Below are 12,044 nucleotides of genomic sequence, written 5' to 3'. Positions count from 1 at the left end.
GCTTCGAGGTACTACTTCGCGAGGTGGTCCGGGCCGAACGCCTGCGGAAGCATCTCCGCGAGCGTCAGCAGCCCGGCCGGGGTCTCCAGGACGAGTTCGTCGCCGCCGAACTCGTACAGCAGCTGCCTGCACCGCCCGCACGGCACCAGGGGCTCGCCCCGGCCGTCCACGCAGACGAAGTGGGTCAGCCTGCCGCCGCCGGTCGCCTGCAGCTGGGAGACGAGCCCGCACTCGGCGCACAGGCCGATGCCGTACGAGGCGTTCTCCACGTTGCAGCCGGCGACGACCCGCCCGTCGTCGACGAGCGCCGCCGCGCCGACCGCGAAGCCCGAGTACGGGGCGTACGCGCGGGACATGGCGTCCCGGGCGGCCTTCCGCAGGGCCTCCCAGTCGGGGCCGGCGGGGGTCGTCACTTGCCTTCGCCCTTGCGGTACCGCATGCCGTCCGCCTTGGGCATCCGCAGGCGCTGCGCGGAGAGCGACAGCACCAGCAGGGTGACCACGTACGGCGTGGCGCTGACGAACTCGACCGGGACGGTGTCCGTGCCGAGGTACCAGATCAGCACGCCGGCGGCGATGACGGCGCTGATCGCGGCCGTGATCCAGCGCTTCTTGTACGCCTTCCACGCGGCGATGACGACGAGGATCGCGAAGAGCAGCAGGAGCAGCGCGTGGACGGACTGACCGCCGCTGCGCAGCTGGAGGGCGTCGGCGAAGCCGAAGAGCCCCGCGCCCATGGCGAGACCGCCCGGCCGCCAGTTGCCGAAGATCATCGCGGCGAGGCCGATGTAGCCGCGGCCACCGGTCTGGCCCTCGTTGTAGATGTGCGAGGTGACCAGCGACAGGAACGCGCCGCCGAGACCGGCGAGACCGCCGGAGACGACCACGGCGATGTACTTGTACTTGTAGACGTTGACGCCCAGGGACTCGGCGGCGATCGGGTTCTCGCCGCAGGAGCGCAGGCGCAGACCGAACGGGGTCTTCCACAGCACGAAGTACGTGCCGATCACGAGCAGCACGGCGAGGATCGTCACCAGCGAGAGGTTGGTGACCAGGCCGCCGAGGATGCCCGCGATGTCCGAGACCAGGAACCAGTGGTGCTTCTCGATGTCGGCCAGCCAGTCGGACAGGCCGGGGACGGTGATCGACGTGATGTCCTCGGCCGGCGGGGACTGCTTGGGGCTGCCGCCCTTGGCCGCGGCCTCGCCGGTGTTGAACCACAGCTTGGCGAAGTAGGTGGTGACACCGAGCGCCAGGATGTTGATCGCGATACCGGAGATGATGTGGTCGACGCCGAAGGTGACGGTGGCGACCGCGTGCAGCAGGCCGCCGAGCATGCCGCCCACGATGCCGGCGAGGACGCCGAGCCAGGGGTCGGTCTGCCAGCCGGCCCAGGCACCGAAGAAGGTGCCGAGGATCATCATGCCTTCGAGGCCGATGTTGACCACGCCCGCGCGTTCGGCCCACAGACCGCCGAGACCGGCGAGGCCGATCGGCACGGCGAGGGAGAGCGCGGCGCTGATCTGGCCCGCGGAGGTGAGGTCCTGCGCGCCGGTGATGGCGCGGACGGCGGAGAGGGCGATGAGCCCGCCCGCCACGATCAGCAGGATCACCGGGAGGGAGAGGCGGCGGGTGCGGCCGCCCTTGCCGCCGGCCACCTTGGGGGCCGCGGGCGGCGGGGTGGAAGTCGCCGTGGCGCTCACGCCGACACCTCCGTCTTGTCGTTGGTACGGGCCTGGGCCGCCAGCTTCTCGCCGACCTGCCGCTGCTGACGCTTGATGCCGTAGCGACGCACGACCTCGTAGGCGATGACGACGCACAGAACGATGACGCCCTGCATGACGCCGACGATCTCGCGGTCGTACTCCTCGAACTCCAGCTGCTGGCCGCCGCGCTCCAGGAAGGCCCAGAGGATGGCGGAGAGCGCGATGCCGACCGGGTGGTTACGGCCGAGCAGCGCGATGGCGATACCCGTGAAGCCGATGCCCAGCGGGAAGCCGCTGCCGTACGCGTACGACTCGTTGAGCAGCGTCGGCATGCCGATCAGACCGGCCATGGCGCCGGAGAGCAGCATCGAGGTGACGACCATCTTCTTGACGTTGACACCGCTGGCCGCGGCGGCCGTGTCGGACCGGCCGACCGTGCGCAGGTCGAAGCCGAAGCGGGTGCGGGCGAGCGTGAACCAGTACGCGACGCCCGCGACGGCCGCGATCACGACGAAACCGATGATCGGGGTCGGCGTGGTCGGGAACTCGAAGAAGTGCGAGGACTCCGGCAGCGGGGTCGTGGCGACCTCCGTGCCGGCCGCGTCCAGGTGGCCGAGGCGGCCGGGCTGGAGGAGGTAGCCGATGATCGCGGTCGCGATGAAGTTCAGCATGATCGTGGAGACGACCTCGCTGACACCCCGGGTGGTCTTGAGGACGCCCGCGATGCCCGCCCACATCGCGCCGACGATCATCGCGGTGATGATGATCAGCGGGATCTGGACGATGCCCGGCAGGGTCAGCGCTCCGCCGACGGCGGCGGCGAAGAAGGCGGCGAGACGGTATTGGCCGTCGACACCGATGTTGAACAGGTTCATGCGGAAGCCGATGGCCACCGCGAGACCCGCCAGGTAGTACGTCGTCGCCTTGTTGATGATGTAGACCTGGCTGTCCGACTTGATGCCGTAGTCGAACATGATCCCGAAGGCGCTGAACGGCTCCTTGCCGGTCGCGGTCAGGACCAGGGCGGTGATCAGGAAGGCGGCGACGATCGCCAGAAGCGGCGCCGCGATGCCCAGGAGCAAGCGCTCCTTGTCGAACTTCTTCATCGGGCCTCGTCCTCCGGGCCGTCGGTGCCCTCAGGGCTGTCTTCGTGCGCAAGGTGACCGGCGGCGGCGCCGGTCATGGCCGAGCCCAGCTCTTCCGGTGTGATGGTCGCCGGGTCGGCGTCCGCGACGAGCCGGCCGCGGTACATCACGCGCAGGGTGTCGGAGAGGCCGATCAGCTCGTCCAGGTCGGCGGAGATCAGCAGGACCGCCAGGCCTTCGCGGCGGGCGTCGCGGATCTGGTCCCAGATCTGCGCCTGCGCGCCGACGTCCACGCCCCGGGTGGGGTGCGCGGCGATGAGCAGCTTGGGGTCGTGGCTCATCTCGCGGCCGACGATCAGCTTCTGCTGGTTGCCACCGGAGAGGGAGGCCGCGGTGACGTCGATGCCGGGGGTACGGACGTCGTAGTCGCGGACGATCCGCTCGGTGTCGCGGCGGGCGGCCTTCAGGTCGAGGATGGCGCCCTTGGAGTTGGGCTTCTCGGTGACGTGACCGAGGATGCGGTTCTCCCAGAGGGGGGCCTCCAGGAGCAGCCCGTGCCGGTGGCGGTCCTCGGGGATGCAGCCGATGCCGTCCTCGCGCCGCTTGCGGGTCGGCGCGGTGGTGATGTCGGCGCCGTCCAGGGTCACCACGCCCGCGTCCGCGGTGCGCATGCCCATGATCGTGTCGACGAGCTCGGACTGGCCGTTGCCCTCGACGCCGGCGATGCCGAGCACCTCACCCTTGTGGATGGTGAAGGTGATGCCGCCCAGGACCGCGCGGACGACGCCGTCGGGGTCGACGGCGCTGAGCGACAGGTCCTCGACCGTCAGCATGGGTACGTCCGTCACCGTCGACTCGCGGGTCTCCGGGGAGGGCAGCTCGCTGCCGACCATCAGCTCGGCGAGCTGCTTGGTGGTGGTGTGCTTCGGGTCCGCGGTGCCGACCGTGGTGCCGCGGCGGATGACGGTGATGTCGTCCGCGACGGACAGGACCTCGCCGAGCTTGTGCGAGATGAAGATGACCGTGAGGCCCTCGGCCTTGAGCTCGCGCAGGTTGTCGAAGAGCGCGTCGACCTCCTGCGGGACGAGCACGGCGGTCGGCTCGTCGAGGATCAGGGTGCGGGCGCCGCGGTAGAGGACCTTGAGGATCTCCACGCGCTGACGGTCGGCCACACCGAGGTCCTCGACGAGGACGTCGGGACGGACGCCGAGGCCGTACGCGTCCGAGATCTCCTTGATCTTGGCGCGGGCCTTGTCGCCGATGCCGTGCAGCTTCTCGGAGCCGAGGACGACGTTCTCGAGGACGGTGAGGTTGTCCGCGAGCATGAAGTGCTGGTGCACCATGCCGACGCCGCGGGTGATGGCGTCGGCGGGGCTGTGGAACGTCACCTGCTCGCCGTCGACCGTGATGGTGCCCTCGTCCGGCTTCTGCATGCCGTAGAGGATCTTCATCAGGGTCGACTTGCCCGCGCCGTTCTCGCCCACGAGGGCGTGCACGGTGCCGCGGCGCACGGTGATGTCGATGTCGTGGTTGGCCACGACTCCGGGGAAACGCTTGGTGATGCCGCGGAGTTCTACGGCGTTCGGACTGCTGGGGCTGGAGGCTTTGATGACGCACTCTCCTAGGCAGGGAGCGTGAGGAGGACGAGGCGGGGACGCAGGCGGTGTCGGTGGCGAAAAATACCCTGTACGCGGCGCGCTACGCGCGTAGCTTCAGGGAAATCGTTCAACTGCCCACGGGCATACGTGTGAAGGGGGCCCGGAGTGTCGGCCGAAGCCGCTCTCCGGGCCCCCTGTCCCACGTGGGTCAGAGGGTCGTGGCGACCTTGATCTGGCCGTCGACGATCTTCTTCTTGGCCTCGTCGATCTTGGCCTGGATGTCCTTGAGGTGGTCACCCGTGGTGGTCAGCGAGACGCCGTTCTCGGCCAGCGAGTAGGCGTGCGTGCCGGACAGCGGCTTGCCGTCCTTGACCGACTTGATGAGCTCGAAGACACCGGTGTCGACGTTCTTGACGACCGAGGTGAGGATCGAGCCGGCGTACTTCGACAGGGCCGGGTCCTTGGCCTGGTCCGAGTCGACGCCGATCGCCCAGGTGCCCGGCTTGGCCGCGACGGCCTCGATGGCGCCGGCGCCGGAGCCGCCCGCGGCGGCGAAGATGACGTCGGTGCCCTTGTCGAGCATGCCCTTGGCAGCGGCCTTGCCCTTGTCCGGAGCGCCGAACCCGGAGAGGTCCGTACCGGTGGACAGGTACTGGATCTGCACCGTGGCGTCCGGCTTGGTGTCCTTGACACCCTGCTGGAAGCCGGCGGCGAACTTCTTGATCAGCGGAAGGTCGACACCACCGATGAAGCCGATGTTGCCGTCCTTCGACTTCAGCGCGGCGGCGACGCCGGCGAGGTACGAGCCCTGCTCCTCGGTGAAGACGATCGAGTCGACGTTCTTCTTGTCGGAGACCGAGTCGATGAGGCCGAAGGTGGTCTTCGGGTACTTGGCCGCGACCTTGTCGATCGCGTCCTTGTAGGCGAAGCCGACACCGATGACGGGGTTGAAGCCGCCCTCGGCCAGCGAGGCGAGGCGCTGCTCACGGTCGGCCGGGGTCTCACCGGTCCTGGCGGTGAGCTCCTTGGTCTCGACGCCGAGCTCGGCCTTGGCCTTGTCGAGGCCACGGGCGGCGGAGTCGTTGAACGAGTTGTCGCCACGGCCGCCGACGTCGTAGGCCATGCCGACCTTGATGGTGCCCTTGCCGGAACCGGTGTCCTCGGTGGAGGACTCGCCGCAGGCGGTGGCGGTGAGAGCGAGGGCCGCGGTCGCGACGGACGCGGAGACGATCTTGGATACCCGGCGCAAGAGGAGGGTCCCTTCGAGACTGACCGAAAGCGCCTCTTCCGGCGCTGGTTTCGCGTGGATCGTAACGCGCGTAGATGTCAGTTAAAGACCCGTTCATGAGTCGTTATCGGATCGTCGCGAACGGGCCTGGGCGGCGATCCGGGGGCACCCGCCCCGGCACGACCGGTTATACACGCCGGCCTGTGCTCGGGAACGATGCTTTTGCGACACTTCGCGCCGTGTTGGCCCGAACGGGTGACGGGGCCGCGGCCCTCGCCCGTCAGCGCGTCGTCGTGGCGTCGATCAGGGCCGCGGCCGTGAAGAGCTCGACTCCCGCCTCGATGGACCGCTCGTCCACGTCGAAATCACCCGCGTGCAGGTCCCGGCGTGTCGTGTCGCCCGGGGTACGGGTGCCCAGCCGGGCCATGGCGCCAGGGACGTGCTCCAGGTACCAGGAGAAGTCCTCGCCGCCGAGGCTCTGCTCGGTGTCCTCGATCGCATACGGTCCGCGGCGCGCGGCCATCGCCTCGGTGAGGAGATCGGCGACGGCCGGGTCGTTGACGACGGGCGGGACGCCGCGGAGGTAGGTGATCGTCGACTTGGCGCGGTGCAGGGTCGCGATCTCGTCGACCGCCGCGTGCACCAGGTCCGGCGCCTCGCGCCAGGTCTCCAGGTCGAGGCAGCGGACGGTCCCGGAGAGCACGGCGTGCTGCGGGATGACATTGCAGGCGTGGCCCGACTCGATACGGCCCCAGGTGAGGGAGAGGCCGGAGCGGGCGTCCACGCGGCGGGCGAGGACGGCCGGGACGTCGACGGCGATACGGGCGGCGGCGGTGACCATGTCCGTGGTCAGGTGCGGACGGGCCGTGTGGCCGCCGGGCCCGTCGAGGGTGATTTCCAGCCGGTCGCAGGCGGAGGTGATGGCACCGTGCCGCATGCCGATCCGGCCCGCGTCCACCTTGGGGTCGCAGTGGACGGCGATGATCCGGCCGACCCCGTCGAGGACACCGGCCTCGACGGCGTCCGCGGCGCCGCCGGGCAGCACCTCCTCGGCGGGCTGGAAGATCAGCCGCACGGCGTTGGGGAGGAGCCCCTGCCGGTCGAGGTCGGCGAGGACGAGCCCGGCGCCCAGGACCGTGGTGGTGTGGACGTCGTGGCCGCAGGCGTGCGCGCGATGGGGCACGGTGGAGCGGTACGCGACGGTCTTGACGTCCGGGATGGGCAGCGCGTCGAGATCGGCGCGGATCGCCAGCATGGGCCGCTCCCGGTCCCAGGTGCCCACGTCACAGACGAGGCCGGTGCCCGCCGGAAGCACTCTGGGCGCGAGTCCGGCCGCCTCCAGGCGGGCCTTGACGGCCGCGGTGGTACGGAACTCCTGGTTGCCGAGCTCGGGGTGCATGTGCAAGTCGCGGCGGAAGGCGATCAGTTCGGCGCGCAGCGACGCGGGCAGCCTTCCGGGCAGGGCGACGGAGCCGGGCTCACGGGACTTCAACTGGTTCACCTTTTGAAGGGTAGGCCCCTTCGGCGGTCAACTGCCCGTTGATCACGAAAAGTTCAGCCCGTTAGGGGAAAGAAACTCGGTTCACGAGGCATGACGACCATTCCTTGTGGGTAAGCTCACCCGAATTCGAGCCGCTGCGAGGACTGCGTGCTGAGGCGGTCGACCTCGAAGCCGGCCGAGCCCGCGACCCCCGCCAGGAAGCCCTGGGCGCGCGGGGAGGCGTTCGCCGTGAGCCACTCCGGTGCGATCTCGCAGACCGCGACCTTCACCTCGGTGCCGGCGAGCGCCAGCGGCAGGGTGTGCACGACCGTCGAGGGGAAACTGACCACCGTACGGCCGATCGGGCCGCGCCGGGCGATCAGCTCCAGGGGCAGATCGGGCCGGACGATCTCCAGACCGGTCTCCACCGCGATCCGGTGCAGCTTCTCGGTGCTCTCCCGGCGGTGCGCGAAGTAGCGGGTGGCTCCGTGGGTGCGGGCGAGGTCGGCGACGGCTCGCGCGTACCGGTCGGGATCGACCACGCCGGTCTCGACCAGCGAGGTCCCGACCAGGTCCGCGCCACGGGTGAGGCGGGGCGGGCCGAAGCGGGCCCGGGTCCAGGCGAAGGTGTTCGCGGTGACGACGGTGCCCGGCGGCGGTTCCACCGGGAGCGAGGTGAAGATCTCGACCGTACGGCGGCGGGTGGGGGCCAGCTTGCGCCGGGCGGCGGCGGTGACCGGGGCGAGGACGAGTTCGCGGGGCCCGCCGGTGCCGCGCCGGTGCCAGCGGACGAGGCGTTCGCCGCGGGCCAGTTGGGCGGCGTACTCCATGGTGGCGGTGCCGTCGTCGACGACGGTCAGCTGCTTCGGGGCGAAGAGGGTGAGCAGCAGCTGGACGTAGCGGGAGAAGGGGTCGCCGACGATCACCCGCTCCGCGGACCGCAGCAGCGGGGCGAGGTCCCGCAGCGTGCGGCCGAGGGAGCCGCGGCCGTCCCGGGCCTCCTGCCAGCGGACGGTGAACCCCTCGTCGCGGGCGAGCCCGCCCATCCGGCGCAGCTGGCCGCGCGACATGGGGTCGGTCGGCGAGAGGACGACGAGCGTGAGGTCGTCGGCCGCGCCGCCGGTCCCGCCGGCGGGGGCCGTGGGGCCCCCGGCGGCGGGTGACTGGGCATGTGCCCACTCCAGGACGTTCAGGAGCTGGACCGGGCTCTCGACGAACGCCAGCCGGCCGGTCATGCGGCGACGAGTCCCTGGACCCGGCGGAGCTTCTTCATCGGGCCGAGCTCCGACTCGTACACCTTCTTGATCCCGTCGCCGAGCGCGGTCTCGATGGTGCGGATGTCGCGGACCAGGCGCTGCAGGCCCTGCGGCTCGACGGAGGCGGCCTGGTCGGAGCCCCACATGGCGCGGTCGAGGGTGATGTGGCGCTCGACGAAGGTGGCGCCCAGGGCGACGGCGGCGAGCGTGGTCTGCAGGCCCGTCTCGTGGCCGGAGTAGCCGATCGGGACGTTCGGGTACTCCTCCGTGAGGGTGTTGATCACGCGGAGGTTGAGCTCCTCGGCCTTGGCCGGGTAGGTCGAGGTGGCGTGGCAGAGCAGGATGTTGTCCGAGCCGAGGACCTCGACGGCGTGGCGGATCTGCTTCGGCGTCGACATGCCGGTGGAGAGGATGACCGTACGGCCCGTGGCGCGCAGGGCGCGCAGCAGCTCGTCGTCCGTGAGGGAGGCGGAGGCGACCTTGTGGGCGGGGACGTCGAACTTCTCCAGGAAGGCGACGGCCTCGGTGTCCCACGGGGAGGCGAACCAGTCGATGCCGCGCTTCTTGCAGTGCTCGTCGATGGCGCGGTACTCGTCCTCGCCGAACTCCACGCGGTGGCGGTAGTCGATGTACGTCATCCGGCCCCAGGGGGTGTCGCGCTCGATGTCCCACTGGTCGCGCGGGGTGCAGATCTCCGGGGTGCGCTTCTGGAACTTCACGGCGTCGCAGCCGGCGTCGGCGGCGACGTCGATGAGGGCGAGGGCGTTCTCGAGCTCACCGTTGTGGTTGATGCCGATCTCGCCGGTGACGTAGACGGGCCGGCCCGGGCCGGCGACCTTGCTGCCGAACGTACGCGTGCGGGTGGTCATGATCGTGACGTTCCTTAGGTGTTGGGGGTGTCGAGCTCGGGTCCGAGAAGCCAGGCCGCGATCTCGCGTACGGCTCCGGAGCCACCGGGGGTGAGGGTCACCGCACGGGCGGCGGCCCGTACGGAGTCGTGGGCGCTCGCCACCGCGACGGGCCAGCCGACGAGGTGGAAGCACGGGAGGTCGTTGACGTCGTTGCCTGCGTAGAGCACGCGCTGCGGGTCGATGCCCTGCTCCTCGCACCACTGCTTGAGGGCGAGGTCCTTGCGGTCGATGCCGTGCAGGACGGGGATCCGGAGCTTGCGGGCGCGGGCGGCGACGACGGCGTTCTGCTCGGTGGAGAGGATCAGGACCGGCAGGCCGGCGCGGCGCAGGGCGGCGATGCCGAGGCCGTCGCCGCGGTGGGCGGAGACGAACTCGTGGCCCGCCGCGTCGAGGTGGACCCGGTCGTCGGTCTGGGTGCCGTCGAAGTCGAGGACGACGGCGTCGATCTCGCCGAAGCGAGGGGTGACGGGGGTGTCGAGCAGGGGCGCGAGCGCGCGGGCGCGGGCGAGGTCGTGCGGGTCGTCGATCTCCAGGACCCGGGCGGGGTCGGTGACGACGAGGGCGGTGTGGCCGAAGAAGCGGTGGCCGTGGGTACGGAAGCCGTCGGCGGCCATCGCGTAGACGGCGCCGGTCTCCAGGTACTCGGCCTCCCGGTCCTGCCGGCGCGGGCGATGCGCCTTGTCGTGGTTGACGCCGTACGCCCCGACGGGGCGCCGCGCACAGTTGTGCGGGGTGCCGGCTTGGGCGCCGGACGCGCCGCTGGTCGCGTCACCCGAGGCCGCCGCGGCGGGGCGCCGCGCACCGTTCTGCGGAGTGCCGGCTTCGGCGCCGGACGCGCCGCTGGTCGCGTCACCCGAGGCCGCCGCGGCGGAGCCCTCGGCCGAGGAGCCGGGCGCGGCCGACGGGCCCGCGCCCGCGCGCCAGAGGAAGCCGTGGGTCGGGGCCGCCGTGAAGGCCGTGTCGGCGCCACCGATGGTGATCTTCTCGACGGTGCCGTTCACCTCCTCGGAGGTGAGGAAGGGGCTCGTGCACTGGACCAGGAGGACCACGTCGACCCGGCGCCCGCTCGTGGCCTCGAAGGCGTCCATCGCGTGCAGGACCGCCGACTCGCTGGTCGCCGTGTCGCCCGCGATCGCCGCCGGGCGGTGGATCGCCTCCGCGCCGGCGGCGCGGGCCGCGGCCGCGATCCCTGCGTCGTCCGTGGAGACGACGACGTCGGTGACCAGGCGGGCGCCGAGGCAGGCGCGGACCGCGCGGGAGACCAGCGGGAGGCCCGCCACCAGGGCGAGGTTCTTGGCGGGGACGCCTTTGGAGCCGCCCCGCGCGGGGATGACGGCCAGTACGGTCGCGGTCATCAGAGTTCTCCGAGGCGGCGGATGACGGGGGCCACGCGCTGCACGCCGTGGCGGTACGCGCCGCGCGCCGCCTCCCGGACGATCCGGCGCAGCCCGCTGTCGCGGGTCGCCGGCGCGGTCACGTCCAGGCGGTGGCGGGCGAGGATCCCGGGCAGATAGCCGGGGGCCGTCTCCGCTGTGTAGTAGGGGGTGATGGGGGGCAACGCCGGGCCGGCGAGCAGCTCGGCGACCCGTTCACGGGCCGCGTCGAAGGCCTTCTCGTACGAGCGGTCCGCGGCGACGCCCTGCCGGGCCAGCCATGTCTCGTCCGGCTCGGGTCGCACGTCCGCGTCGAGCCGGTCGAAGGAGGTCAGCAGCCCCGAGCCGATGAAGTGGTGGTTGCCGAGGACCTCGCGCACGCCCAGGTCGGTGAGGATCGCCGTGGGGATGCGCCGGTGCAGCGCCTCCAGCGCGGCCGTCGAGGAGACCGTGACCAGCAGGTCGGTGCGGTCCAGGACCTCGCCCATGTGCCCGTACACCAGACGGAAGTTGGGCGGTGGGGCCAGATCGCGCACCAGCCTCTGGTACGGCAGTTCCTCCAGGTGCGTGGTGTGCTCGCCCGGCTTGGAGCGGAGCTTGAGCAGGACCTCCCGCCGCGGGTGGAGCCGTGCGTGCTCGACGAGCCTGCGGAGCAGGTACGTACGGTCGGCGCGGGTCACGGGCACGGAGGGCTGGGCGGCGAGGACGAGGGTGTCCCGGCCGGCCTCGGGGGCGTAGGGCGCGCCACCGAGGAACGGCAGCGCGGCCTCCACCACCGAGGAGGCGTCGGCGCCCACCCCTTCGTACACGGCCCGGAAACGCTCGGCGTCGTGGCGGGAGTTGGCGAGGACGACGTCCGCGCCGTGGCGCAGCAGCAGCCCGTCGGCGAGCTTCTCGTAGACCACTCCGACATACCCGGTGACGATGACCGGCCGTCGTTCGAGGGCCAGTTCGGCGATTCCCTGGAGGACCGCCCGGACGGTGCCGCCGACGAGGGAGAGGACAACGAGGTCGTACCCCCCGTCCCGTACCTCTCTGAGGAACTCCGCGCCCGTCACCTCGCGCGGCGGCGTCGTGGACACCCCGGTCTCGGCGAGCTGGCGCGCGGTGGGCGTGGCCCGGCCACGCAGGACGAAACCGGTGGGCTCGGCGGCCGCGATGCGGCGCGCGGTGAGCGCGCCCCATTTCCACCGGGTGTCGGAGTCGGCGAGTACGGCGACGCGTACCGCTTCTTTGGTACTTGCTGGCACGTCGAGGACGCTAGAGAGGCATTCCGTTTCCCGGCCCAACTGGGCCACAACAAACGGTGAACAGAGCCCCTTCCCTTTCTGAAAAGGGCCGGGATCGGAGGCGGTTAAGGCGCCCGCCGCTTCGTGTTCACCGAACATCTCTCTGTCGGCCAGAACGA

Annotated in this window: 10 protein-coding genes; all 10 read right to left on the bottom strand. The window is 71.1% G+C overall.

The features are described from left to right. Window positions 1-11: 11 nt before the first annotated feature. The gene (locus tag ACFYV5_RS29175) at window positions 12-413 is read right to left on the bottom strand and encodes a cytidine deaminase (RefSeq protein ID WP_355105432.1); all 402 of its coding nucleotides are present in this window, start codon (window positions 411-413) and stop codon (window positions 12-14) included. Continuing rightward, window positions 410-1,702: an ABC transporter permease gene (locus ACFYV5_RS29170; RefSeq protein WP_355105430.1), complete on the bottom strand. Its 1,293-nt coding sequence runs from the start codon at window positions 1,700-1,702 to the stop codon at window positions 410-412. The genes ACFYV5_RS29175 and ACFYV5_RS29170 overlap by 4 nt, the downstream gene beginning before the upstream one ends. After that, the gene (locus ACFYV5_RS29165; protein ID WP_355105428.1) at window positions 1,699-2,811 is read right to left on the bottom strand and encodes an ABC transporter permease; all 1,113 of its coding nucleotides are present in this window, start codon (window positions 2,809-2,811) and stop codon (window positions 1,699-1,701) included. The genes ACFYV5_RS29170 and ACFYV5_RS29165 overlap by 4 nt, the downstream gene beginning before the upstream one ends. Further along, window positions 2,808-4,400 carry an ABC transporter ATP-binding protein gene (locus ACFYV5_RS29160; RefSeq protein WP_389173569.1) on the bottom strand — a complete coding sequence of 531 codons (1,593 nt, stop codon included), beginning with the start codon at window positions 4,398-4,400 and terminating at the stop codon, window positions 2,808-2,810. The genes ACFYV5_RS29165 and ACFYV5_RS29160 overlap by 4 nt, the downstream gene beginning before the upstream one ends. Window positions 4,401-4,596: 196 nt before the next feature. After that, on the bottom strand, window positions 4,597-5,637 hold the full coding sequence (locus ACFYV5_RS29155) for a BMP family ABC transporter substrate-binding protein (protein ID WP_355105426.1): 1,041 nt from the start codon (window positions 5,635-5,637) through the stop codon (window positions 4,597-4,599). A gap of 259 nt (window positions 5,638-5,896) precedes the next feature. Beyond that, window positions 5,897-7,117, bottom strand: coding sequence for an amidohydrolase (locus tag ACFYV5_RS29150; protein ID WP_355105424.1), 1,221 nt, complete (start codon window positions 7,115-7,117; stop codon window positions 5,897-5,899). Between the two features lie 116 nt (window positions 7,118-7,233). Further along, window positions 7,234-8,331, bottom strand: a complete 1,098-nt coding sequence (locus ACFYV5_RS29145; RefSeq protein WP_389173280.1) for a hypothetical protein — start codon at window positions 8,329-8,331, stop codon at window positions 7,234-7,236. Beyond that, window positions 8,328-9,221 (bottom strand): N-acetylneuraminate synthase family protein, encoded by an 894-nt coding sequence (locus ACFYV5_RS29140; RefSeq protein WP_355105420.1) that lies wholly within the window; start codon window positions 9,219-9,221, stop codon window positions 8,328-8,330. The genes ACFYV5_RS29145 and ACFYV5_RS29140 overlap by 4 nt, the downstream gene beginning before the upstream one ends. A gap of 14 nt (window positions 9,222-9,235) precedes the next feature. Continuing rightward, entirely contained in the window at window positions 9,236-10,618 is a 1,383-nt protein-coding gene (locus ACFYV5_RS29135) for a cytidylyltransferase domain-containing protein (protein WP_389173278.1), read from the bottom strand. Continuing rightward, window positions 10,618-11,886: a DUF6716 putative glycosyltransferase gene (locus ACFYV5_RS29130; RefSeq protein WP_355105416.1), complete on the bottom strand. Its 1,269-nt coding sequence runs from the start codon at window positions 11,884-11,886 to the stop codon at window positions 10,618-10,620. The genes ACFYV5_RS29135 and ACFYV5_RS29130 overlap by 1 nt, the downstream gene beginning before the upstream one ends. Window positions 11,887-12,044: the final 158 nt, after the last annotated feature.

Origin of the sequence: Streptomyces sp. NPDC003035 (assembly GCF_042888285.1) — a bacterium.
Classification (GTDB): domain Bacteria; phylum Actinomycetota; class Actinomycetes; order Streptomycetales; family Streptomycetaceae; genus Streptomyces.
Note: the sequence above shows the minus strand (reverse complement) of the source record. Positions and strands in the feature narration are given on the sequence as shown.

Bases quoted from the DNA above. Each gene is read 5' to 3' on its own strand.
- ACFYV5_RS29165 (WP_355105428.1), bottom strand. From the start codon at position 2,811: ATGAAGAAGTTCGACAAGGAGCGCTTGCTCCTGGGCATCGCGGCGCCG.
- ACFYV5_RS29145 (WP_389173280.1), bottom strand. From the start codon at position 8,331: ATGACCGGCCGGCTGGCGTTCGTCGAGAGCCCGGTCCAGCTCCTGAAC.
- ACFYV5_RS29140 (WP_355105420.1), bottom strand. From the start codon at position 9,221: ATGACCACCCGCACGCGTACGTTCGGCAGCAAGGTCGCCGGCCCGGGC.
- ACFYV5_RS29135 (WP_389173278.1), bottom strand. From the start codon at position 10,618: ATGACCGCGACCGTACTGGCCGTCATCCCCGCGCGGGGCGGCTCCAAA.